Annotated in this window: 19 protein-coding genes and 1 pseudogene; 13 read left to right on the forward strand and 7 right to left on the reverse strand. The window is 55.0% G+C overall.

Annotated elements, in window-relative coordinates:
* Positions 1–29: 29 nt before the first annotated feature.
* The 11 genes and pseudogenes from accD to cobA form a co-directional block, all read left to right on the forward strand.
* The gene (gene accD, locus KO499_RS17895) at positions 30–956 is read left to right on the forward strand and encodes an acetyl-CoA carboxylase, carboxyltransferase subunit beta (RefSeq protein WP_215985105.1); all 927 of its coding nucleotides are present in this window, start codon (positions 30–32) and stop codon (positions 954–956) included.
* Entirely contained in the window at positions 940–2,259 is a 1,320-nt protein-coding gene (gene folC / locus KO499_RS17900; protein ID WP_215985106.1) for a bifunctional tetrahydrofolate synthase/dihydrofolate synthase, read from the forward strand. Before accD ends, folC begins: the two co-directional genes overlap by 17 nt.
* Positions 2,260–2,381: 122 nt before the next feature.
* Positions 2,382–3,062, forward strand: a complete 681-nt coding sequence (locus KO499_RS17905; RefSeq protein ID WP_215985107.1) for an SPOR domain-containing protein — start codon at positions 2,382–2,384, stop codon at positions 3,060–3,062.
* A gap of 91 nt (positions 3,063–3,153) precedes the next feature.
* Positions 3,154–3,723, forward strand: coding sequence for a CvpA family protein (locus KO499_RS17910; protein WP_215985108.1), 570 nt, complete (start codon positions 3,154–3,156; stop codon positions 3,721–3,723).
* Positions 3,724–3,757: 34 nt separating this feature from the next.
* Positions 3,758–5,284: an amidophosphoribosyltransferase gene (purF, locus tag KO499_RS17915; protein WP_215985109.1), complete on the forward strand. Its 1,527-nt coding sequence runs from the start codon at positions 3,758–3,760 to the stop codon at positions 5,282–5,284.
* 27 nt (positions 5,285–5,311) lie between these two features.
* Positions 5,312–6,553, forward strand: a complete 1,242-nt coding sequence (locus KO499_RS17920) for an O-succinylhomoserine sulfhydrylase (RefSeq protein WP_215985110.1) — start codon at positions 5,312–5,314, stop codon at positions 6,551–6,553.
* Positions 6,554–6,559: 6 nt separating this feature from the next.
* A complete protein-coding gene (locus KO499_RS17925) occupies positions 6,560–9,130 on the forward strand; it encodes a DNA translocase FtsK (RefSeq protein WP_215985111.1) in 2,571 nt (856 codons plus the stop codon).
* Positions 9,131–9,142: 12 nt separating this feature from the next.
* Positions 9,143–9,790, forward strand: coding sequence for an outer membrane lipoprotein chaperone LolA (gene lolA, locus KO499_RS17930; protein ID WP_215985112.1), 648 nt, complete (start codon positions 9,143–9,145; stop codon positions 9,788–9,790).
* Positions 9,790–11,127, forward strand: coding sequence for a replication-associated recombination protein A (locus KO499_RS17935; protein WP_215985113.1), 1,338 nt, complete (start codon positions 9,790–9,792; stop codon positions 11,125–11,127). Before lolA ends, KO499_RS17935 begins: the two co-directional genes overlap by 1 nt.
* 87 nt (positions 11,128–11,214) lie before the next feature.
* Positions 11,215–12,489: a serine--tRNA ligase gene (serS, locus tag KO499_RS17940; protein ID WP_215985114.1), complete on the forward strand. Its 1,275-nt coding sequence runs from the start codon at positions 11,215–11,217 to the stop codon at positions 12,487–12,489.
* Positions 12,490–12,515: 26 nt separating this feature from the next.
* Positions 12,516–13,328, forward strand: a pseudogene (gene cobA, locus KO499_RS17945) (uroporphyrinogen-III C-methyltransferase); the annotation flags it as partial.
* 41 nt (positions 13,329–13,369) lie between these two features.
* On the opposite strand, the gene KO499_RS17950 reads toward cobA, so the two are convergent.
* The gene (locus KO499_RS17950) at positions 13,370–14,446 is read right to left on the reverse strand and encodes a 3-deoxy-7-phosphoheptulonate synthase (RefSeq protein ID WP_215985116.1); all 1,077 of its coding nucleotides are present in this window, start codon (positions 14,444–14,446) and stop codon (positions 13,370–13,372) included.
* 175 nt (positions 14,447–14,621) lie between these two features.
* Here KO499_RS17950 and KO499_RS17955 point away from each other — a divergent pair, with 175 nt between their 5' ends.
* Positions 14,622–16,445 (forward strand): DUF1631 family protein, encoded by a 1,824-nt coding sequence (locus tag KO499_RS17955; RefSeq protein ID WP_215985117.1) that lies wholly within the window; start codon positions 14,622–14,624, stop codon positions 16,443–16,445.
* A 25-nt stretch (positions 16,446–16,470) separates the two neighbouring features.
* Entirely contained in the window at positions 16,471–16,875 is a 405-nt protein-coding gene (locus tag KO499_RS17960; protein WP_215985118.1) for a PilZ domain-containing protein, read from the forward strand.
* A gap of 69 nt (positions 16,876–16,944) precedes the next feature.
* On the opposite strand, the gene KO499_RS17965 is transcribed toward KO499_RS17960, so the two are convergent.
* The 6 genes from KO499_RS17965 to KO499_RS17990 form a co-directional block, all read right to left on the reverse strand.
* Positions 16,945–17,730, reverse strand: coding sequence for an enoyl-ACP reductase FabI (locus KO499_RS17965; protein ID WP_215985119.1), 786 nt, complete (start codon positions 17,728–17,730; stop codon positions 16,945–16,947).
* 65 nt (positions 17,731–17,795) lie between these two features.
* Positions 17,796–19,400 (reverse strand): ABC transporter ATP-binding protein, encoded by a 1,605-nt coding sequence (locus KO499_RS17970; protein ID WP_215985120.1) that lies wholly within the window; start codon positions 19,398–19,400, stop codon positions 17,796–17,798.
* 1 nt (position 19,401) lies between these two features.
* On the reverse strand, positions 19,402–20,430 hold the full coding sequence (locus tag KO499_RS17975) for an ABC transporter permease (protein ID WP_215985121.1): 1,029 nt from the start codon (positions 20,428–20,430) through the stop codon (positions 19,402–19,404).
* Positions 20,427–21,512: a microcin C ABC transporter permease YejB gene (locus KO499_RS17980; RefSeq protein ID WP_215985122.1), complete on the reverse strand. Its 1,086-nt coding sequence runs from the start codon at positions 21,510–21,512 to the stop codon at positions 20,427–20,429. Before KO499_RS17980 ends, KO499_RS17975 begins: the two co-directional genes overlap by 4 nt.
* A 15-nt stretch (positions 21,513–21,527) precedes the next feature.
* On the reverse strand, positions 21,528–23,351 hold the full coding sequence (locus KO499_RS17985; RefSeq protein ID WP_215985123.1) for an extracellular solute-binding protein: 1,824 nt from the start codon (positions 23,349–23,351) through the stop codon (positions 21,528–21,530).
* 12 nt (positions 23,352–23,363) lie between these two features.
* Positions 23,364–25,055: a lytic transglycosylase gene (locus KO499_RS17990; protein ID WP_215985124.1), complete on the reverse strand. Its 1,692-nt coding sequence runs from the start codon at positions 25,053–25,055 to the stop codon at positions 23,364–23,366.
* Positions 25,056–25,132 lie beyond the last annotated feature (77 nt).

The raw sequence follows: 25,132 nt of genomic DNA on the forward strand, positions 1-25,132 counted from the left end.
AAACAGGTGTCAAAGGACAGGATGAGATCATGAGTAACTGGCTGGACAAGATCATGCCGAGCAAAATTCGCTCGGAATCCAAGCAGAGGACCGGGGTGCCGGAGGGGCTTTGGAAGAAATGTCCCAAGTGCGGCGGATTTCTGTATAAGCCGGAGCTTGAGAAAAACCTGGATGTTTGCCCCAAATGCAATCATCACCTGAGAGTAGCGGCTCGTCGGCGTCTGGATATTTTTCTGGATCCTGACGGACGCGAAGAGATTGCGGCCGAACTCGAGCCGTGGGATAGGCTGAAGTTCAAGGACAGCAAGCGCTACAAGGATCGCCTGTCCCAGGCTCAGAAAGCAACGGGTGAAAAAGATGCCCTGATTGCCATGAAAGGCACAACGCTTGGAGTACCTTTGGTAGCCTGCTCTTTTGAGTTCGGCTTTCTCGGTGGCTCCATGGGGCAGGTTGTCGGTGAGAAATTCGTGCAGGCGGCGAATGTGGCTCTCCAGGAAAGGATTCCGCTGGTCTGTTTTTCCGCCAGTGGTGGTGCCCGTATGCAGGAGGCGATTCTTTCGTTGATGCAGATGTCTAAAACGGCCGCAGTTCTTGAGCGGATGAAGGTTGAGGGCATTCCTTACATCTCGGTCATGACGGATCCTGTGTTTGGTGGTGTTTCCGCCAGTCTGGCGATGTTGGGCGATCTTAACATCGCTGAACCGAACGCCTTGATTGGTTTTGCCGGCCCCCGTGTTATTGAACAGACGGTCCGCGAAAAGCTGCCAGAAGGCTTCCAGCGTAGCGAGTTTCTGCTTGAGCACGGCGCCATAGACATGATCCTCCATCGTCACCAGATGCGTGAGCGAATTGCTCATGTGCTCGCCAAGTTCACCGACCAGGAGCGTCCTGGAACAGAAGAACCTATCGAATTTGAAGTTTCGGAAAAGCCTGAAACCGATGCTCCCGCCGAATAATCATGCTGACCAGTCTCCGGTTCCGCCGGAGACTGGTGCTACTGTCGATCAGTGGCTTGCTTACCTTGAAGCGATACATCCCACAGAAATTGATTTAGGCCTGGATCGGGTGTTAGTGGTTTTTCGCCGTCTTTTCCGGCGTAAGCCGGACGCCCGTATCATTACGGTGGCGGGTACCAATGGCAAGGGTAGCGCTGTGGCCGCATTAGAGACGTTATTGCAGCGGGCTGGCCGACATACTGGAGCCTATACGTCTCCTCATCTCCAGCGCTATAACGAGCGGGTACGTGTGAATGGTGAGGATATTCCTGACGACGCGCTTGTTAGTGCGTTTGAGGCGGTTGAGGCTGCTCGGGGTAATGTATCGCTTACCTATTTCGAGTTTGGAACTCTGGCAGCCTTTGTGGCTTTTTCCCAGGCCGGGGTCGAGGACTGGATCCTTGAGGTCGGTCTTGGTGGTCGGCTGGATGCGGTGAATGTCATGGATGCAGATATTGTCATCCTGACATCGGTAGACATCGACCATGTGGCATTTCTCGGTGATAACCGGGAGGTGATCGGTTTTGAGAAAGCTGGTGTTCTTCGAACCGGTATACCGGCAGTGTATGCTGAGTCCGATCCGCCGCGTTCTGTGCTTCAGCAGGCGGCAGCCCAGGGTGTTTCGCTGGCCAGGTTTGGTCAGGAGTACGAGTTGAAGGCAGAGCAGTTCGCTGCCTCCGCGTTTCCATCCATGATGCTCCGTTACCGTGATCGGGCGATTCGTATACCTGCCGGCCCCTTGTCGGTTAAAAGCCTGGCGGCCGCCGTTGTTGCCATGAGTACCCTTGAACCGGATTTGCCAGTTTCTGCGATTGAGCAAAGTCTCGACGGCCTGAGTATGCCGGGGCGTTTTGAGCAGCTTGGAAGCTCTCCTGATGTTTTTCTGGATGTAGGGCATAACCCCCATGCCGCAAGGTGGCTGTCGGGGCAACTCAGCATTCTTAAAGCCGGCGGTCGACGTGTCCATGCCGTCTATGGCGCACTCTCAGATAAAGATGTGGCAGGGGTTGTGAGGGCCATGACTGACGTGGTCGACGCCTGGTATCTGGCGGATCTCGCTGTGCCTCGAGGTCTTTCGAGCCATGATTTGCAGGCAAGGCTCGACAACGCAGTTAGTGCCTCAGCTTGGCGTTCGGTACACGAGGCGCTTCATGCAGCGCTATCTGAGGCAGCACCTGCGGATCTCGTGATTGTATTCGGGTCATTTTACACGGTCGCCGAAGGGCGGGAAGTTCTGCTCGCTGATAAGAGAAATCAAAGCTAGATGAAGTGTCTTAAACTTTGTCCATGGCGAGGGACGCGCTTTGAGTTCATGCTTCCAGGCAGTTAGTATCTGCGAAATGGTGCCCGAAGGGGCTCGGTCACAACAGTTAGGGGCGTAACAACGTGGATGGACTGAAACAGAGAATAATCGGGGCGCTGGTGCTTGTCTCTCTGGCGGTTATCTTTGTTCCCATGCTTTTTGATGAGCCTCATTCCGAGCGAACCTCTACCAACATAAAGATTCCGGAAGAACCGCCGTTCCCGGAAGTTGAAGCGCCAGAATCAGAAATGACACCTGCGCCGTCCTATGGACTGGAATCCAGCGATACCACTGTGGCGGAGCCAGCCGTTGGCGAAAATGATGATTCTCCGGCATATCGCATGCTTGAAGAGTCTCCGGCCGACGTGGCAGCGAACCCGGTACCTGAGCCCTCGGATACCGCTGAGTCCGTGGAGGAGGCAAGCCAGGAGCCAGTAGAGGATTCAGTTGCGGTACCGGTAGAAACTGACGCACAGGCGGAAGAAAACAGCACTGTGGAAGCGGCTGAATTCGAGCGATCCCTGGAAGGCGCCTGGGTGGTGCAGTTAGGGAGCTTCGGTAATGCAGACAATGCCCGTCGCCTGAGAGACCAGGTTCGCGAGAAAGGATATGGTTCCCATTTGCAGGAAGTTGTGCGTGGCGATGCTACTTTGACCCGTGTCTTCAGCGGGCCTTTTGCCTCCGAATCTGAAGCTGAATCCGCGAAAAGGGCTCTGGATGACGCCTTTAGTCTGAATAGCCTGGTCACCTCCGGGGAAAAATAGAGGCCACGATCCTGTTTATGTGTGTCTGGCGGTTTGGCGAGCCGGGGTTTCCTGATAGAATTCGCGCTTCCTTTTCTCCACCGGGTTTTCAATGGAAGCGCTGATCTGGATTGACTGGGTCATTATCGCCCTGATTACAGTGTCCACTCTCATCAGTCTGAAGCGGGGCTTTGTACGTGAAGCCCTGTCACTGGTGACTTGGGTTGGCGCGTTTATCTTGGCCAGAACTTTCCATCCCCAGATGCAGTCCCTGCTTGAAAATTCAGTTGAGACACCTCTGGTACGGCTAATCGCAGCCTTTGCCATACTCTTTTTCGGAACGCTCATCGTCGGCGCTATCATCAATAATATGATTGGCCATCTGATCCGGGCTACCGGTCTGTCGGCTACCGACCGGGTACTGGGCATGGGGTTTGGGCTACTGCGCGGTGTGGTGGTGGTGATTGTTGCCATCGCATTTACCCGTTACACGCCACTGGCGCAGGATACGTGGTGGCGAACCTCGATTATTATTGATCGCCTGGCCGTGGTAGAAGACTGGTCCAGGCGTACTCTGGGCGATGAATTCGCACGTTTCCTGGGGCCTGCGCCTGAAAACGCACCGGAACCGGAACCTCTTACAGAGCAGGAAGACGTGCAACCCGCGTCTGCGTCCCGCTAACATTCAGTTTTAACACTCGGAGATACACTTATCCATGTGTGGCATTGTCGGCATCGTCAGTACTTCCAACGTCAATCAGTCGCTCTATGATGCGCTGACTGTACTTCAGCACCGGGGCCAGGACGCGGCGGGCATTGTTACGTTTCAGGATGATCGGTTTTTTCTCCGCAAAGATAACGGTCTGGTACGGGATGTGTTCCACACCCGCCATATGCGCCGGTTGGTGGGCAACGTCGGTCTGGGCCACGTTCGGTATCCCACTGCGGGTAGTTCCAGTTCTGCTGAAGCCCAGCCGTTTTACGTGAACAGTCCCTATGGGATTACACTGGCCCACAACGGGAATCTCACCAACGCGGATGAATTGAGCAAGGACCTGTTCCGGACCGATCTGCGCCACATTAACACCAATTCTGACTCAGAAGTCTTGCTGAACGTGTTTGCCCATGAACTGCAGAAGCTGGGCAAGCTCGACCCTACCAAGGACGAGATTTTCTCGGCGGTCAGAGCGGTTCATAAGCGCTGTCGTGGTGCTTATGCAGCGATTGCCATGATTACGGGTTACGGCATCGTGGGCTTCCGGGATCCGAACGGCATCCGTCCGGCCTGTTACGGAGAGCGGACCGCTGAAGATGGTCGGAAGGAGTACATGATAGCCTCTGAAAGCGTTGCACTGAGTGCTGCGGGTTACACTCTCGTTCGCGATATCGCGCCGGGTGAGGCGGTCTATATTGAAACCGACGGAACCCTGTACACCCGCCAGTGCGCGGAACAGCCTCATCTGTATCCATGTATTTTCGAGCACGTTTATTTTGCCCGGCCAGACTCGATTATTGACAAGGTATCGGTCTACAAAGCTCGTCTGCGGATGGGTGAGACTCTGGCCGAGAAGGTGTTCCGGGAGGCGCCAGATCACGATATCGACGTGGTTATGCCTATTCCGGACACTAGCCGTACCTCTGCCATGCAGATGGCGCATCGTCTGGGCGTGAAATTCCGGGAAGGGTTTATCAAGAACCGGTATATCGGTCGGACATTCATCATGCCCGGCCAGAAAATGCGCAAGAAATCCGTTCGCCAGAAGCTGAATCCTATTGATCTGGAGTTCCGTGGCAAAAACGTCATGCTGGTAGATGACTCGATCGTGCGTGGCACTACCTGCAAGGAGATCGTCCAGATGGCCCGGGACGCCGGTGCCCGCAAGGTTTATTTTGCGTCTGCAGCCCCCCCCGTGCGCTACCCGAATGTGTATGGAATCGATATGCCTTCGGCCAGTGAATTGATTGCCCATGACCGCACCGTGGAGGAGATCCGGGAGCTGATTGGGGCTGACTGGCTGCTGTATCAGGATCTGGAGGATCTGGTGACGTGCGTCAGTGATGTCAACGACGACATTGAAGGCTGGGAGTGTTCTGTATTCACCGGCAACTACGTTACCGGCGATGTCGATGCGGCTTACCTGAATCGCCTGGAAGAAATGCGCAATGATGACAAGCGATTCAAGAGCACCGGTGCCGCATCAGGCGATAACGGTATTATTGATCTTTACAATGACGAAGACTGAAATAGCCCTATCAGGCAGGAGTATTTGATGACCTTTCGCCGCGAAGAGACTGTCTGGATTCCGGAATCGGATCTAGACGATATGTCAGTAGACACCCTTGCGGTGAGGGCCGGGCAGATCCGGACCGGGCAGCTTGAGCACAGCGATGCGATATTTCCGACATCCAGTTTCGTGTATGGCAGTGCGGCCCAGGCAGCAGCCCGTTTTGGCGGAGATGAGCCTGGTAACATCTATTCTCGATTTACCAATCCCACAGTGCAGGCCTTTGAAGGCAGGATTGCAGCCATGGAGGGCGGTGAGAGAGCGATTGCGACAGCCTCTGGTATGGCCGCAATCCTCAGCACCTGCATGGCGCTGCTTAAAAGTGGCGATCATGTGATCTGCTCTCGTGGCGTATTCGGTACGACGAACGTGTTATTTCAGAAGTACATGGCTCGTTTTGGAGTGGAAACTACGTTTGTCAGTCTAACGGATATGAACGAGTGGCGGGGCGCTATACGTCCGGAAACCCGGATGCTGTTTGTCGAAACGCCGTCCAATCCTCTGTGTGAAGTAGCCGATCTGGCGGCATTGGGGCAGTTGGCTGCTGACAACGATGCGCTGTTTGTTGTGGATAACTGTTTCTGTACCCCTGTGCTCCAGCGACCGTTGGAGCAGGGAGCTGACATCGTGATTCACTCTGCTACCAAATACCTCGATGGGCAGGGTAGGTGCGTAGGTGGTGTTGTGGTCGGGTCTGAGAAGCTGATGGAGGAAGTAAACGGTTTCCTTCGTTCGGCTGGGCCAACCATGAGCCCCTTTAATGCCTGGGTGTTTCAGAAGGGATTGGAAACCTTACCGATTCGTATGCGCGCGCACTGTGACAATGCGTTAGAGTTGGCTCTATGGCTGGAGCAGCAGCCGGAAGTGGATCGTGTGTTCTATGCTGGGCTACAGAGTCATCCGCAGCATGAACTGGCAAAGAAACAGCAATCCGGGTTTGGGGGAGTTCTGTCGTTTCAGCTTAATGGGGCTCGAGAAGAGGCATGGCGCTTCATTGATAGCACCCGGATGATCTCCATTACCGCAAATCTGGGTGACGTCAAAACGACGATCACACATCCGGCTACCACCACCCACGGACGTTTGTCTCCGGAGGACAAGGCGAGGGCCGGAATAACGGAAAACCTGATTCGTATTTCCGTAGGAATCGAAGCGGTTGAAGACCTGAAAACCGATCTGGGAAGAGGCTTTCAGGCACTTCGGAACGTAAGCACCGGCAACGTCTGAGCATTCATGGCAGAATCTGCAAAAGCGAAGAAAGCACCACAGGAACTGACAGAAAAGCAGCAGCGCTTTCGCCGCCTGGCAGCCCAAGGCGCCCGTGAAGGTGCTGTGATTGCCTTGGTAGCTCTGTGTATTTATCTTTCCATGGCTCTGGTTACGTTCAGTCCCGCAGATCCGGGCTGGGCCAGTATTGGCCATGAAACCAACGTTCAGAATTATGCGGGTCGGACGGGTGCCTGGCTGGCCAGTCTTCTCATGGATTTCTTTGGTCACGTAGCCTATCTGTTTCCGGTCATGATTGCTGGTTACGCGTTGATGCTTATCCGTCTCCGTAACGATTCCCTGGATCTGCACTGGCCACTGTTTATGATGCGGTTCGGTGGCTTTCTGCTAATACTTCTGTCCGCTACCAGTCTGCTGTCGCTCTATTCCGTATTCGGGTTAGGTGCCTCCTCTGGTGGCGTCCTGGGAACCGCTGTAGCAGATGCGATGGTCCGGTTTTTCAACCTGCCTGCTACGACACTCCTGTTGATAGCAATTTTTCTGTTTGCGCTCACGGTAACAACAGGTCTGTCCTGGTTCTGGTTGATGGATCAGTTGGGCGGAACCACGCTTAGAATCGGTCTGGCCTTGAAGGGTCTGTTCAAGCGAACGCCTCAGCAAAAAGAACCTGAAGCTCAGGCCGAGCCCCCGGTGGTCAAGGATCAACTGCCGCCTTCTGATAGCGGCGTTACAAAGACCGGGCCCAGCAAACGACGTTGGTGGCAGGGGTTCCCCGGCTTAGGTTCGAAGAAAAAGAAAGACCTTAAGACAACGTCTAGGCCTGAGGGTGAGCGCAGGGAGCCTGCTCTGGATGGTTTCGCTGCGGAAGTTGATCCGGAACCGGCGCGGCTTGAAAGTTTCAGTTCCCGGAGCGAGCCTCCTGTTGTTGACGATAGGACGGCAAAACCTGCGCCTACTCCGGAAGCTGCTGGCCGATCGCTCAAGATTTCTCCCTTCAAAAAAGAGAAGCAGCGTCCGCAGTCAAAAGACAAAGGAACCAAGCAGCCTTCGTTGTTGGAGGACATTGAGAGTCCGATTCCGCCGATTTCGCTGCTGGACCCGCCGGAGGAGCATAAGGAAAAAGGCTACTCTGAAGAATCTCTGGAGCACATGTCACGGCTTCTTGAGGAAAAGCTGGGTGATTTCGGCGTTTCCGTAGAAGTTGTTGAAGTCAATCCAGGGCCGGTCATCACACGGTTTGAGATCAAGCCTGCCCCCGGGGTGAAAGTAAGCAAGATATCAAATCTTGCCAAGGACCTGGCGCGTTCCCTGGCGGTGCTGGCGGTCAGGGTTGTTGAGGTGATTCCGGGCAAGTCAGTCGTCGGTATCGAAATCCCCAACGAAGAGCGCGAAATGGTCCGTCTGAGTGAAGTGCTCGGCGCACCCGTATTCCAGGATTCAAGCTCACCGCTGACACTGGCGCTTGGCAATGATATTGGCGGTAACCCGATGGTCGCCAATCTGGCGAAAATGCCGCATCTGCTCGTGGCGGGTACCACCGGATCCGGTAAATCTGTCGGCGTTAACGCAATGCTGCTGAGTATGCTGCTGAAGGCAGGCCCTGATGAAGTCCGTTTCATCATGGTTGATCCCAAGATGCTCGAACTGAGCATCTACGATGGCATACCCCATCTATTGGCGCCTGTGGTTACCGACATGAAAGAGGCCGCCAATGCCTTGCGTTGGTGTGTGGCCGAAATGGAACGCCGATACAAACTGATGGCCAGTCTCGGAGTTCGAAACCTGGCGGGCTACAATCGCAAGATTAATGACGCAGTGGCCGCTGGAGAACCGCTTCTGGATCCGTTCTGGAAGCCTGATGAATATCTCGCGAACGATGAGCAGGATCGGCCAGAACTCGATACTCTGCCGTTCATTGTCGTGGTGATAGACGAGTTCGCCGACATGATGATGATTGTCGGTAAAAAGGTGGAAGAGTTGATTGCCCGTATTGCCCAGAAAGCCCGGGCAGCGGGTATTCACCTTATCCTCGCCACCCAGAGGCCGTCGGTTGATGTTATAACCGGGTTGATCAAGGCCAATATTCCTACAAGGATGTCCTTCCAGGTCTCCTCAAAAATAGATTCGCGGACGGTTCTTGACCAGGGCGGGGCCGAGCAACTCTTGGGTCACGGTGACATGCTCTACCTGCCACCCGGGTCGGGACTACCGGTTCGGGTGCATGGGGCGTTTGTGGACGACGACGAAGTTCATCGTGTGGTTAGTGCATGGAAAGCCCGTGGTGAGCCCGTGTACGTGGACGACGTTCTCAATGGTGCAGAAGGAGAGAGCCTGCCGGGAGTCCCGAATCTGTCAGAAGGGGGCGGAGATAGCGAAGGTGATGCCTTGTACGACGAGGCTGTTGCATTCGTTACTGAGGGCCGTCGGGTGTCAATTTCGTCGGTGCAGAGAAAATTCAAGATTGGGTACAACCGGGCGGCAAACCTGGTTGACGCCATGGAAGCATCAGGCGTGGTGAGCGCCGCAGGCCACAACGGTGCCAGAGAGGTCCTGGCACCACCGCCTCCCAGAGATTAGGAGTAACGATCAATGCGACAGTCCTTTCTGAAAATCTTGGCGACGCTGGTTCTAACCGGGCTGTTGGGCAGCCCCTTGGCTGCCAGCGAAGAAGGCACAGGTGCAGACGAACTGGCTTCTTTGCTCAGGGGCTACGAATCTTATCAGGCGGACTTTATTCAGATTGTCGTCAATGAGAACGGCAATAAGGTTCAGGAAACCCGGGGTTCTCTGAAAGCCAAGCGTCCGGGCCTGTTTTACTGGGAAACCAGTGCGCCCCTGTCTCAGTTTATTGTTAGCAACGGTGAAACGGTCGAGGTGTATGATCCCGATCTGGAACAGGTCACTATTCACAGCCTTGATGACCGCGTCCAATCCACCCCCGCGCTCTTGCTGAGTGGTGAGGTGGATAATCTTGAGGAGACCTATCTGGTTTCTGATCGCAAGATCGGTGACAACACCCGCGAATTCACACTAGAACCTCTAAGCCCGGATTCCCTGTTCACGTCTCTCAGACTGACCTTTTACAAGGGTGAGTTGCAGGAGATGCGCATGCAGGACTCCCTCGCACAGCTGAGTGTTCTGAGCTTTGATCAGATAAGACTCAACGAGTCTGTTGAAGCCGGAGCGTTCACCCTGGATTACCCGGAGGGTGTGGATATTATCCGGGACGGGGTCTGATGCAGGACAGCCTGTTCCAGGAAACGGCCGGTTTTCGCCCGCTGGCTGCGAGAATGCGCCCGGCAACGCTGAATGACTATGTCGGTCAGACTCATTTGGTAGGGCCGGGAAAACCGCTTCGGCGGGCGGTCGAGCAGGGCCAGCTCCACTCCATGATACTCTGGGGGCCACCCGGAGTGGGCAAAACCACTTTTGCCCAGCTGTTAGCCAACGTCAGTGATCTTAGTTTCGAGACCGTCTCGGCCGTACTGAGCGGTGTGAAAGAGATTAGGGCGGTTGTGGACCGGGCTCGCAATCGAAAGCAGTCGCAAGGTCGGGATACGTTGCTGTTTGTGGATGAGGTGCATCGCTTCAACAAGAGTCAGCAGGACGCGTTTCTCCCCCACATCGAAGACGGCACTTTTATCTTCGTGGGCGCCACCACCGAAAACCCCTCTTTTGAATTGAACAGTGCGTTACTGTCGCGGACCAGGGTTTACGTGCTCAAAAACCTTGGTGAAGAGGATATTATTCGGCTGTTGCATCGTGCGCTGACCGTTGAGGCAGGATTTGGCGGGCGTCTGCAGGTCGATGAGGACGTGCTGGGCCTGATGGCCGCGGCATCAGGCGGCGATGCCCGTCGCGCCCTCAACATTCTGGAGGTGGCCGCAGATCTGGCCGAATCGGACGAGACCGGAACTGATCGTATCAGAGCTGAGCAGCTCGAACAGGTTATGCAGACCAGTCTGCGCCGATTCGACAAGGGCGGAGATGTATTTTACGACCAGATCTCGGCGCTGCATAAATCCGTGCGTGGTTCTGATCCGGATGGCTCACTCTATTGGCTTTGCAGAATGCTGGATGGCGGCTGCGATCCTCTTTATGTTGCCCGTCGTCTGGTCAGGATTGCCAGTGAAGACATCGGGAACGCCGATCCCCGGGCCCTTCAACTCAGCATGGATGCGTGGGATGCGCAGGAACGCCTGGGTTCTCCGGAGGGCGAGCTAGCTCTGGCCCAGGCAGTGACCTACCTGGCATTGGCTCCCAAGAGCAATGCGGTTTATAGCGCCTTCAATCGATGCATGGCGGACATCCGCCAGGACCCGGACTATGAAGTCCCGGTCCACCTGCGCAATGCACCAACCAAACTAATGAAAAGCATGGGTCACGGAGATACCTACAGGTACGCCCATGATGAACCGGAAGCCTTTGCTGCCGGGGAGTCCTATTTGCCGGAGGCTGTTCATCAGCGCCGATATTACGAGCCGGTGAACCGCGGGCTGGAGATCAAGCTGGCCGAAAAACGTCAGCGTCTGGATTCGCGCAATGCCGATAGCCCCCGCAAACGCTATACCTGAGCCCTTTGCTGCGGTAGCCATGCGCGCCTGTGCAAGTATAATGGCCAGTTATTCAAAACATCGTTAATCGGAAGATTCAGGATAATCATGCTCGATCCAAAACGTGTCCGCACCCAGACAGAAGAGATAGCTCGTCGGCTGGCCATCAAAAACTTTGCACTCGATGTCGCCACCTTTGAACAGCTCGAGGAACGCCGTCGTGCCATTCAGGTAAGCACGGAAAACTTGCAAAGCGAGCAGAACAAACGGTCCAAATCGATTGGTAAGGCTAAAGCTGCCGGTGAGGATATCCAGCCGTTGTTGGAGGAAGTGGAAAATCTGAAGAAGCAGAAATCTGAAGCGGAAGATGAACTTCGCTCTCTGCAGGAAGAGCTTAACGCTTTCCTGGCCGGAATCCCCAATGTTCCGGACGAAGATGTTCCTGCAGGTGAGAGTGAAGACGATAACGTTGAGATTCGTACCTGGGGAACTCCGGGAAGCTTTGATTTTGAACCCAAAGATCACGTTGCTCTGGGCGAAGGCCTGAAAGGCCTTGATTTCGAGGCAGCGACGCGTCTGGCCCATTCACGGTTCGCCGTTATGCGCGGTCCGGTGGCGCGGTTACACCGGGCGCTGTCCCAGTTCATGCTGGATCTCCACACCCGTGAACATGGTTACCTGGAGACGTACGTACCCTATCTGGTCAATGCCGATAGCCTGTATGGAACAGGGCAGTTACCCAAATTCGAAGAAGACCTTTTCAAAACCGAGGGTGAGCATCCGTTGTACTTGATACCCACGGCGGAAGTGCCAGCGACCAATCTGGTCTCGGACACCATTGTTGATGCTAATGAGCTGCCCCTCAAAATGGTCTGCCATACTCCATGTTTCCGCAGCGAGGCAGGGTCCTACGGTCGGGATACCCGCGGGATGATTCGCCAACACCAGTTCGATAAGGTTGAAATGGTGCAGGTAGTTCGCCCAGAGGACTCAGATGCTGCTCTGGAGGCCCTGACAGGTCACGCAGAGAAGGTACTTCAACTGCTGGAGTTGCCCTATAGAGTGGTTGCTCTCTGTGGCGGCGACATGGGCTTTTCTGCAGCCAAAACCTACGACCTGGAAGTGTGGTTGCCGGGGCAGGACAAGTTCCGGGAAATTTCTTCCTGCTCCAATACCCGTGATTTCCAGGCGCGCCGAATGCATGCTCGTTGGCGTAACCCGGAAACCGGGAAACCAGAGCCCGTCCACACTCTGAATGGATCTGGCCTTGCTGTTGGCCGTGCATTGATTGCGGTTATGGAGAACTACCAGCAGGCGGACGGCAGTATCGTAGTGCCCGACGTGCTTAGACCCTATATGGGCGGTGTAGAAAAAATCCAATGAGTGATCAGCCAGAGCGCGTACCAGGGCAGCAGGTAGGTGCAACGCCCGCACCGGTCAGGTATCGGGTTAATCCGGTTACCTCGAATCCGAATACCTCTGCGGGCGAGGTAGCCCTGGTGGGAGCTGGGCCGGGAGATCCCGAACTGCTGACGCTCAAAGCCTGGAGGCTGATCACTTCAGCGGAAGTGGTTCTCTACGATCGCCTGGTTTCGCAGGAAATCCTGGCGATGATTCCGGAAACCGCCGAGATGGTTCATGTTGGCAAGCAGCGAGCCAATCACACCTTGCCTCAGGACCAGATCAATCAACAACTGGTGGATCTGGCCAGGCAGGGTCGGAAGGTTGTTCGTTTAAAAGGTGGCGATCCGTTTATATTTGGTCGCGGTGGAGAAGAGATTGAAACCCTGGCTGAGGCCGGGGTCCGATTTCAGGTAGTACCCGGTATCACTGCAGCCTCCGGGTGTGCTGCCTATTCCGGCATTCCACTGACGCACCGGGAGCATGCCCAGTCCGTTCGGTTCGTGACCGGCCATCTCAAGAATGACACATGCGATTTGCCGTGGAAGGATTTTGTTCAGAACAACCAGACCCTGGTGTTCTATATGGGGCTGATTGGCCTTCCGGTTATCTGTCGGCAACTTGTAGCCCACGGCATGTCCAGGGAAATGCCTGTTGCGTTGGTGTCGAAGGGCACAACAAAGGAACAGCAAGTGGTCACAGGAAATCTGTGCAACATTGTTGACCGGGTGAACGCTGAAGATATTCAGCCGCCAACGTTGGTCATTATCGGCCACGTGGTTGCTCTGCGAGAGAGGCTGGACTGGGTCGGAGGAGTATGACAACGGGAAGCTGAGGCTCCCCGTTGTATAGGCCTGCCTGGTTAGCCGATCTTACGCTTCGGCAGTACGTCCTTGAGTTTATCCCGCATATCCCTGATCGCCTTTTCTGTAGCTGGCCAATCGATACAGGCGTCTGTTACCGAGACTCCGTACTCGAGATCTGACAGATTCTCAGGGATGGACTGATTGCCCCAGTTAATGTTGCTTTCCACCATCACACTCTGGATCGAAACATTACCTTCCAGAATCTGGTGGGTAACGTCCTGCAAAACCAACGGCTGAATAGCCGGATCTTTGCTCGAGTTTGCATGGCTGCAGTCAATCATCACGGACTTGCGGAGGCCAGCCTTGTCCATTGCCTGTTCGCATAGGGCAACGCTGACTGAATCGTAGTTCGGTTTACCACCGCCGCCTCGCAGAACCACATGGCCATAATTGTTACCATTGGTTCGAATGATCGCCACCTGACCCTGCTGATCAATTCCCAGGAAGCTGTGAGGGTGAGATACGGATTTCATGGCGTTGACTGCGACATCAAGGGAACCATCGGTCCCGTTCTTGAACCCGATCGCCATAGACAGGCCACTGCTCATTTCCCGGTGAGTCTGTGACTCCGTGGTACGAGCCCCGATGGCAGACCAGGCGATGGTATCCTGCAGGTACTGCGGAGAAATCGGGTCAAGTGCTTCGGTGGCGGCGGGCAGGCCCAGCTCGTTAATATCCAGCAACAGCCGGCGGCCGATGTGAAGGCCTTGCTCAATATCGAACGTATCGTTCAGGTGTGGGTCGTTGATAAGGCCTTTCCAGCCGACCGTTGTACGGGGTTTCTCGAAATAGACGCGCATGACGATCAACAGGGTGTCGCTGACTTCATCGGCAAGCTTCTTCAGACGCTCTGCATAGTCCCTTGCGGCCTCGACATCGTGAATGGAGCAGGGGCCCACCACGACAAATAATCGATGGTCTTTTCCGTCCATAATGTCATAGATAGCCTGGCGGCCTTTTGAGACGGTTTCTGCGGCCTTATCAGAGAGTGGCATCTCTTTTTTCAGCGCTTCAGGAGTGATCAGTGCTTCCTGGCTCGCCACATTCAGATTCTCTAGTTTGTTGCCCGACATGTTGTTCTGATTCCCCGATTCCGATCCTTGCAACCCTGATGGGCCAGTGATTTTGCCAACAGATTTGCAGTTTAACGCGAATAACGTCGGCGCATGGTTGCGGTCAACCCCGACGAGTTGGTTATACTGCGTCATTTACAGGGCCTTTTCAACGCTTCTTGAGCACGGGGAACGCATGTCGCAGAACAAGGTTAGAACCAAGGACGTGCCTTCTGTCGCAGCAGTCTCTGGAAAGATTGATGAGGTCCTGGCAGGTATCCGAGTGCCTGATCTCCCATACCCGGCGGGAAAGCTGAATCCAGATGTAGCAAACGACTGGCTTCCGCTATTGAACTCCTGTTGGGCTGAGCAGCGCGATGAACGCGTGACCCATCTTATTCGTTCTGTGCATCTGGAGTGGTCTGCTCGGCAGGTCAACGCGGCGTATGTGGCCGACCGCATCATGGATGTCTTCCTGAAAACAAGTGGCCTGCATCCGAGTCTGACCCGTCGTGTGGCTCGTCTGCGTTTTTACTTTGCGTGGCGAATGAACCTTGAGGGTAAAAAGGCCTTCAGCAAGACCCTTCTGACCTGGCTCGACAGCCTCCAGGAGTGGCGGGGCTGGAGCGACTCCGGAGGTCGTTCGGCGAAGGCGTTGCTGGATCAGCTTGATGCACTGGTAATTGCTGTGTCTGCCAGTTTTGCATCCGATAAAACGGATGCTGTTGAGGCGTTCTGTCACCAGTGGCAGAAAGATTCCACAAGGAGGATGGCCCAGGCGGGGAAACTCCGTCAACGGCTTCTGGAGACGGAGCAGGGTGCGGCAAAGCAGCGCAAGGCAGACCAGTGTGCACGAGCGTTGGTGGGTCGGGCTCTTCAGGGCCGTAGCCTTCCGTTACCGATTGTCCGGTTTATTCTTGATTATTGGTTGGGCCTGCTCAAGCAATCGGTCTGGAATGCCGGCCTTGAAGGCGAGGCGTTCCGGCACGGCGGTAAACTACTGGAATGGCTGGTCTGGATAGGCGATCCCCAGCTGTCTGATAAAGACAGAAACCGTCTGTATCATGTTGGCGAGCAGATCGGCGACCGCATCCTGGACGTCTGGAAGCGGGTATACAGCGAAACCTTGCCGGCGGAGACTCTGGCGGGGATCGAATCTGTCATGGTTTCGCGCCTCAGGGGAGAGGTTCCCGATCTGGTAGATGCGCTCTCAGCTGCCGGCGATTTGCAATGGGACAGCAGCTGGCTGAGCTTCGAAGTGCCCGCCAGAGAAACGTTTCAGCCGTTTGAGGGACGTTGGTTTGTCGAAGGCGAAGGCACAGAAGAGCAGCGTCGTTACTTCTACGCGTTTCTGTCGGAATCAGCAGAGATTCTCTGGACAAACGGCGCCGGGGTAAAACTGGGCCTGCAGGACTGGAGCGAGTTCCAGGCGTCATTGGAGAAAGAGCAGATCCGGCCTCTGCCGAAGCTGGCACCGTTCGGTAAGGTATTGGCTGAAACCGTGGAGCTGTTAGCCGGAGTGTGTGAAAAGCAGCGTCAACAGCGTGAGCAGGCCGCAGAAGCAGCAAAGAAGCGTGCCGAGGAATTAAGGCGGGAAAAAGATGCTGCTGAAGCAAAGCGCAGAGCTGAAGAAGAGGCGCGGGCAGCCGTTCTGGAGCAGGAGCGACAGGCTGTCGAACAGCAGCGTATTGACGATGAAAATGCTGAAAAAGAGCGGATCTGGAAAGAACGTAAGCTACTGGCAGAAAAGCAGGTGGACGCCATCAAGCTGGGTGGCTGGATTGTCGTGGAGCCCAATGAAAAGCCGGAGGAAGCGGTTCGTCTGAAATTGGCAGTGCGTATCAACGCGTCCAGAAAATTGGTATTCGTGGATCGCCTGGGACTCAATCGACGTGAGTTTCTGGAGGAAGAACTGGTTGAGAAGGTTGCCGAGGGGCGTATTCGTGTTCTGGGAACCTCTGCAGAATTCGACGATGCCCTCAGCAGAGTCGTTGGCCGCATCCGTGTAGGCCGTAACTGATATTGCCGAAGTAGGAAAAACAATAATGGCAGACAAAGACTACAGTTTTGGAACGCTGAGTGACCCACCTCTGGATCAGGACAACCGTGCTCACTACCGTCTCACGGCCAGGGCCCGTGCGGTTCTGGAACTTGAGACAGGGTTGCCGGAAGAGGCAGTCACAGAGACCAAAAGGCTTGTTTGCGGTATTCGCGATATTTCGGCGAGCGGGCTTTGTCTGTTTTCCGAGGAGCCCGTGTCCCCTGAGGCGCTGTTGCCGACAAGCGTGTACCTTGGAAACCACTGCGAGCCTTTTAATTTGATGGTTGAAGCGGTCTGGTGTCGCCCACATGAAACCAGCTTTCTGGTGGGCGTGCGGATCATCGAGTCCGACGAAACGGCCTATGTTGAGTGGGTGGAGGCTGTGGCTGCGGCGATGGCTCAGGATTGACAAAAGGAAGTGCTTGTAACGAAAAAAGCCGGCACGGAGCCGGCTTTTTCACTTCACCAGCGAGATGACTTACTCTTCAAGCTCACCCATGCCAGTGACGTTGAAGCCGGCATCTACGTACATGATCTCGCCGGTAATCCCGGAAGCCATGTCAGAGCCGAGAAACGCAGCTGCATTGCCTACCTCATCGATAGTCACGTTACGGCGTAACGGCGCACGTTTGGCGTTTTCGGCAAGCATCTTACGGAAACTCTTGATACCGGAGGCTGCAAGGGTTTTGATTGGACCTGCAGAGATGCCGTTTACGCGAATACCATCACGGCCAAGGCTGGACGCCATATAACGAACGTTTGCTTCCAGAGAAGCCTTGGCAAGACCCATAACATTGTAGTTCTGAAGAACCTTCTCGGCACCCAGATAGCTCAGTGTTATCAGCGAGCTGCCCTCATGCATCATGCTCCGGGCACCCTTGGCCAGGGCAACAAAGCTATAGGAGCTGATGTCATGGGCAATGCGGAAGCCTTCACGGGTGGTGACATCAACATAGTTCCCATCCAGCTCGTGACCCGGCGCAAAGCCTACGGCGTGAACGATGATGTCAATGTTGTCCCAATGCTTCCCCAGTTCCTTGAAGACGTTCTCAATTTCTTCGTCGCTGGCAACATCGCATGGAAAGGTCAGTTTGCTGCCCCATCCTTCCGCGAATTTCTCTACCCGTGGCTGCAGCTTTTCGTTCTGGTAGGTAAATGCCAGTTCAGCGCCTTCACGCGCAAAGGCCTCGGCAATGCCATAAGCAATGGACAGTTTGCTGGCTACGCCAACGATCAGTGCTTTCTTGCCACTGAGGATTCCCATGGGTCGTTCTCCCTGTGTTCCTGATTTTAGTGCATTATCCCTGAGTGCTCTGGTCGGGGTAACGCTCAAATAGTCGTAGTCGAGTGCTGGTAAAAGAACGCAGCATTCAGCAGCTCCCGGGTGTAATCCGCCCGGGGTGCATGGAAGATTTCGGCCGCCTGGCCGTACTCCACAATCCGGCCATGTTGGAGTACCAGCAATTTGTGGCTGAGGGCTCGTACAACCGCCAGGTCATGGCTGATAAAGATATAGCTTAGACCATAACGGGACTGGATATCTCTCAAGAGCTCGATAACCTGTTTCTGCACCGTGCGGTCGAGGGCTGAGGTGGGTTCGTCCAGTATGATCAGATCCGGTTGCAGGACCAGTGCCCGCGCAATGGCAATGCGCTGACGTTGTCCGCCGGAAAACTCATGTGGGTAGCGGTGCCGTGCTTCCGGGTCCAAACCAACGTCGGTCAGTGCCCGGATCACTTTCTGGTCATGCTCGCCGGCATTTTGTGAGTCATGGATTTCCAGGCCCTCACGGATTATTTCGGCGATCGACATTCTCGGGCTCAAGCTTCCGAATGGATCCTGAAATACGATCTGTATCCGGCGTCGCCAGGGACGAAATTCCTTCTGGTTCAGCGCAGCCAGCTCTGTATCGTCCAGGCAGATACTACCGGTGCTGGCGGTCAGTTTCAGTAGCGCATGACCGATGGTGGTCTTGCCACTGCCGCTTTCTCCGACAATGCCGAGGGTTTCGCCGCGGTTCAGTTCAAAGGCGGCACTCTGAACGGCATGGAAAGACTCTTTCACCTTGCCGAAAAGATTCTTCCGGATGGTAAAACGGACGTCGAGCTGATCAACCGTGAGCAAGGGATGTGCCTGTTTTTCAGGGGCAGGTGGTGCCTCCGGGGGCTCGGCGTCAAGTAACTTTCGGGTATAGGCGTGCTGAGGATTTGAGAAGAGGCTGTCGGTATCTGCTTCCTCCACCAGCTTTCCGTGTTCCATCACTGCCACGCGGTCTGCATAGCGTCTGACAATGGTCAGATCATGGGTTATCAGGAGAATGGCCATACCCAGCTTTTCCTGAAGATCCCGAAGCAGTTCCAGAACCTGCTTCTGTACGGTGACATCCAGTGCTGTGGTCGGTTCGTCCGCGATCAACAGGTCGGGCTCGTTGGCCAGTGCCATGGCGATCATAACGCGTTGTTTCTGCCCTCCGGACAGCTGGTGGGGATACGCGGTCAGCTTGCTTTCGGGGTTTTGTATGCCCACCAGCTCAAGCAGTTCCAGGCTGCGTTGTTTTGCCTGTGGCCCGCGCATGCCTCTGTGGAGCTCAAGTGTTTCCCCAATCTGTCTTTCAACCGTATGAAGGGGATTTAGCGACGTCATTGGCTCCTGGAAAATCATTCCGATCTCCCGTCCCCGGATCTGGCGTAGTCGCTTTTCCGGCGCGGCCAGAAGGTCTTCTCCCCGATAATGGATCTGACCACTCGGGTAACGGGCGTGGCGTGCATCAAGAAGGCGCAGGATCGACAGTGCGGAAATCGATTTCCCCGAACCACTTTCGCCAACCAGCGCGAGGGTTTCGCCCTCAGCAACGGCCAGTGAGAGTGACTCGACCGCAGGTGCGGCCTGATCGAAACAGATGGAGAGGTCGGAGATCTGAAGCAGTTGGCTCATATCAGCTCTTCCTCGGATCAAAGGCGTCGCGCACGGCTTCGCCGACAAACACCAGCAGGGTGAGCATCAGAGACAGCGAAACGAAGGCGGATATACCAAGCCAGGGTGCATGCAAGTTGGCCTTGCCCTGAGCAATAAGCTCTCCCAGCGATGGTGAGCCGGAGGGCAGACCAAAGCCGAGGAAATCCAGGGAGGTCAGTCCCGTGATTGCTCCTGTGAGAATGAACGGGAGAAAGGTCAGGGTGGCCACCATGGCGTTGGGCAGGATATGTCGGAACATGATTTTTCGGTTATCCAGACCAAGGGCCCTGGCGGCTTTTACGTATTCGAAGTTTCGGGCCCGTAGAAACTCTGCCCGGACCACATCTACCAGCCCCATCCAGCTGAACAGCAGCATGATACCGAGCAGCCACCAAAAATTGGGCTGCACAATACTGGAAAGAATAATCAGCAGGTAAAGCACCGGTAGACCGGACCAGATTTCGATGAAGCGTTGGCCAAGGAGATCTGTCTTGCCCCCGTAGAAGCCCTGAATGGCACCAACTACAACGCCAACGATACAGCTGGCAATCGTCAGAGTCAGTCCAAACAACACAGAAATGCGGAAGCCATAGATCACCCGTGCGGCAACATCACGGCCCTGGTCGTCGGTTCCCAGCCAGTTCTCGGCACTTGGTGGCGCTGGTGACGGTACATCAAGATCGTAATTGATGGTGTTGTAACTGAAGCGGATCGGAGGCCAGAGCATCCAGCCGTTGGCGTTGATCTCGTCGGCTATAAATGGGTCCCGATAGTCGGCCTCTGTAGGGAGGAACCCGCCAAAGGTTTCTTCCGGGACAGACTCCGCCACCGGGAAATAAAAGTCGCCTTTGTAGGAGATAATCAGTGGTGCGTCATTAGCAATCACCTCCGCTACCAATGACAGGCTGAAGAGCAGCAGAAAGATCCACAAAGACCATAAACCTCTGCGGTTTTTCCGGAAGTTCCTGAGGCGTCTCTGTTGAATCGGGGTAAGGGACCGAATGCTCATGCGCCCTCCCGACTCTCGAAATCGATCCGCGGATCAACCAGAACATAGGTGATATCGCTGATCAACTTAAGAATCAGTCCCATCAGCGTAAAAATGAACAAGGTGCCGAAGATTACCGGGTAATCCCGGTTCAGAGCTGCCTCGAAGCCCAGAAGTCCCAGTCCATCGAGGGAGAAAATGACTTCAATGAGCAACGATCCGGTGAAGAACAGGGAAACCAGAACCCCGGGCAGGCTGGCGATGACAATCAGCATGGCATTACGGAAAACGTGGCCATACAGCACTTCTTTCTGGTCCAGGCCTTTGGCTCGGGCAGTGACCACGTATTGTTTTCCGATTTCATCCAGGAAGGAATTTTTGGTGAGCAGTGTCAGGGTGGCAAAACCCCCAATAACATTGGCGGTGACCGGCAGAGCCAGATGCCAGAAGTAGTCACCAATTTTCTGATACCAGGCAAGCTCTTCGAAATTGGATGAGGTCAGTCCGCGGAGCGGAAACCAGTCAAAGTAACTGCCGCCGGCAAAGAGTACGATCAGAAGTATGGCAAACAGGAAGCCCGGTATGGCATAGCCGACCACGATAGCGGAGCTGGTCCAGACATCGAAGCGGGAGCCATCACTGACGGCCTTCCGGATGCCCAGGGGAATCGATATCAAATAGATGATCAGTGTTGACCAGAGCCCAAGAGAGATGGAAACGGGCATTTTGTCGAGAATCAGGTCAATAACGCTTTTTTCACGGAAGAAGGAGTCGCCGAAATTAAAGGTGGCGTAGTCGCCAAGCATCTTGAAGAAGCGCTCATGGGCAGGCTTGTCGAAGCCATACATGACCTCGATTTCTTTCAGGAGTTCATCCGGAATGCCCCGTGAGCCACGCGTGTCTCCCGAGGAGTCAGCTACTTCGCCGCCGGTGCCACCGCCAGACGCCCGGGCGAGGGCACTGCCGCCGTGGCCTTCCATTTCCGCAATGAGCTGCTCAACCGGGCCGCCGGGAGCGGCCTGAACGATGACAAAGTTGAGTAGCATGATGCCGATCAGCGTGGGAATGATCAGCGCAAGGCGCCTGAGTATGTAAATGCCCATTTAGCGGCGTGTTCCTCAGGGCTTAGCCCACCAGTTATCCAGATCGATGCCATTCTTCGGCGTATTAACCGGCCGCTGCAGACGGTTCCAGTAGGCAACGCGGTCGCTTCTCAGGTGCCAGTGAGGAATGACGTAGTAATGATGGAGCAGAACCCGGTCCAGGGCTCTCGTCCGGAATACCAGTTCTTCGCGGTCGGGGGCCTGGATAACCATGCTCACAAGCTCGTCGATCACCGGATCATTCACACCCATATAATTACGCGATCCTTTGGCATCCACTGTGGAGGAATGCCAGTATTCCCGCTGTTCGTTACCCGGTGAATCAGATTGGCCGAACACCTGGGTGATCATGTCGAAATCAAACTCCCGCAGGCGCTGGATATACTGGTTGCTGTCCACAAGGCGGACAGTGACATCGATGCCAAGCCTGCCTAGATTGTTTTTGAAGGGCAGTACAACCCGTTCAAAGCTTTTCTGAAACAGCAGGATCTCGAAAGCCAGTGGTTCTCCGGTTTGTCCGTGTACCATTTTGCCATCCCGGATTTCATAGCCGGCTGCCGTCAATAGCTCCATTGCGGTTTTCAGGTTCTGGCGAAGCCCCTGCCGACCTTCGGTGCTGGGCGGATGGTATTCTCTGGTAAAGACATCCTCAGGTAGCTGGTTCCTGTAGGGTTCGAGTATTTCCAGTTCACGACCGGTTGGAAGACCGGAGGAGGCCAGGTCACTGTTTTCAAAATAGCTGTCGGTACGGGTGTACTGATCGAAGAACAGGTTCTTGTTGGCCCACTGGAAATCGAAACCATAGGCGAGCGCCTCACGTACGAGCGGGTCGGAAAACACCTTTCGCCGGGTATTGAACGCAAAGCCCTGCATGCCGGAAGGGCGGTGGTGCTCAATGGCTTCTTTGATAATCGTGCCATTATCGAAGCGTTCACCGGTGTAGGCGGTAGCCCAGTTCTTGGCGGATGACTCCAGCCGGAAGTCAAAGCTACCCGCTTTGAAGGCTTCCAGGGCCACGGTGTCATCGGTGTAGTAGTCATAAGTGATCTGGTCGAAGTTGAATCGACCTTTCCGAGCGCCCAGATCCTGCGCCCAATAATCCTTGACCCGCTCATAGGTAATGGAGCGACCGGCCTCGAAGTCGCTGATCCGATAGGGCCCACTACCCACCGGTGGATTGAGGCCATTTTTCCCAAATTCGCGATCCGCCCAGTAGTGCGCTGGAAGAATGGGCATTTGCCCGAGAATCAGTGGCAGTTCGCGGTTGCTGGTATCACTGAAATCAAAACGGACTCGTCGGGGACTCTCAACGGTCACTGTGCTGACGTCGGCGTAGTAATTCCGGAAGAACGGGTGGCCTTTGGAAATGAGCGTGTCGAAGGAGAACTTCACATCATTGGCGGTAATCGGCTGGCCATCGTGAAATCTGGCGTGTTCCCGAAGGTTGAAGACAACGTAGCTGCGGTCGTCGGGCGTCTCCAGTGATTCTGCAATCAGTCCATAAGCGGAGAAGGGCTCGTCGTCAGATGATTCCAGCAGTGTGTCATAAAGATAGGTGCTGATGCCTGCTGCGGCGACGCCCCGGATATCAAATGGATTGAATGAATCAAAGCCGTTAGCGACAACCGCCATTTTAAGTGTGCCGCCCTTGGGCGCGTCGGCATTCACATAATCGAAGTGGCTGAACCCCGGCGGGTATTTCGGTTCGCCGTGCATGGCAATGCCATGTTCCGGCACTGCCTCGTCGGCGAAGGAAAGCGTTGAGATAAAAGGTGTGGCAATGAGCGCCAGGGCTGAAAAAAACGACGTAAGGGGTTGGGCTTTCCGTGTTCTTGTCATAAGTCTCGCACGTCAGGGACTGTTTCGGATATCAACGTAGAGTACCAGACTTTGCCCGGGTTGCAGATAACGGGCGGTATTCAGATCGTTCCAGCTTGCGATATCCCTCACATTGACGGAAAACCGGCTGGCAATCCGGGCCAGAGAGTCGCCTTTTCGTACCCGATAACCGACCTTGCGAACCATGGCTTTTCCACGGTCACTGTTCGCTGCTACGACCGTTGGCTGGCTGGTTTTGGACCAGATGACAAGATCCTTGCCTGGCATTAGTGGATCGCCAGGCGCCATACCATTCCAGGCAGCAACTTCCCGCACTGTAACCCGGTGCTCACGGGCGATATCCCAGAAGGTATCGCCTTTGCGAACCGTGTAATGGACCTTGTTCCCCTCGCGTTTTCTGGCCTGTTTGCGCTCCAGACGCTGGGATGCACTGAGGGCATAGGCGTCGCTGCCCTTGGATGCAGATGGAATCATCAGGCGCTGGCCGATACGGATCAAATCACTGTTGAGACTGTTGACCTGCTGAAGCACGGAGGGCGTCGTTGAAAATTTCCGGGAGATCGAGTTCAGGCTGTCGCCAGCTTTAACTACGTAGTTTTGCCAGGAAACTCTCTCGTTCGCAGGGATCTCAGCCAGCGCGGTGCGGAAAGAGTCGGCGTTCTTCACCGGAATCAGCAGCCGATGAGGGCCATCAGGGGCGGTCGCCCAGCGGTTGTAGGAAGGATTGAGCAGATAAATCTCGTCAACATCCACGCCTGCCAATTCCGCCGCCTGGGCAAGATCCATCTGGGAGCCCGTCTCAACGATTTCGAAATAGGGTTCATCTTTTAGAGAAGGTAGTTTGACCCCGTAAGCCTCGGGATTATCGAAGATTTTCGCCAGAGCGATCAGCTTGGGGACGTAATGACGGGTTTCCTGTGGCAGTTGAAGAGACCAGAAGTCCGTAGGTTTGTTGCTGTTCCTGTTCCTTCGCATGGCACTGGAGACTGTACCTCCGCCACTGTTATAGGCGGCGAGCGCTAGCGTATGGTCGCCGTCGAAGCGATTGGCCAGACGATCAAGGTAGGTCAGTGCCGCGTTCGTGGCGGCAATAACATCCCGACGATCATCGTGCCACCAGCTCTGGGTCAGGCCAAAATATTTTCCGGTAGAAGGAATAAACTGCCAGAGTCCTGCGGCCCGGCCATGGGAATAGGCGAAGGGATCGAACGCACTTTCAACAATTGGAAGCAGGGCATACTCTGCCGGTAAGCCTCTCTGTTCCGTCTCGTTCACAATGTAATGGAGGTACCGGCTGCCGCGCTCAACAACCCGTTCGATATAATGTGGATGCCGGGTATACCAGCTCAGCTGGTCCTTTACGCGTTGATTATCAACGTCGTGATCAAGGACAAAGCCCGAACGCAGACGGGCCCACAAATCGTTCTTAACAAGAGCTTCTTCTCCCGTTTTCTGAGCTGGATTATCGAGTTTTTCCCGGGCGTCCCTGGCGGCAACCTTCAGTTCAGGAGCGATGGCTTCGTCCAATGGCTCGTGCTGGGCTTCGTCGCCGGACTCGACCGCTTTTTTCAGTCCTTCATCACCCGCAGCGACAGTGACTTCGTCTGTGTTCAGCGGGTTTTCACCGTCCTGGCTGATCAGGCTACTGCAGCCGCTGGCGAGGGCGCCGGCGAAAAATAAAAATGATAATCGACTGACCGACATAGAAGATTTCCGGTTTCAGGTTGAAGCCGGATCCAGGGTCTGAAATGCCGGCACAGTGAACAATTTACGGTCACAAA

Origin of the sequence: Marinobacter sp. F3R08 (assembly GCF_018860425.1) — a bacterium.
GTDB lineage: Bacteria > Pseudomonadota > Gammaproteobacteria > Pseudomonadales > Oleiphilaceae > Marinobacter.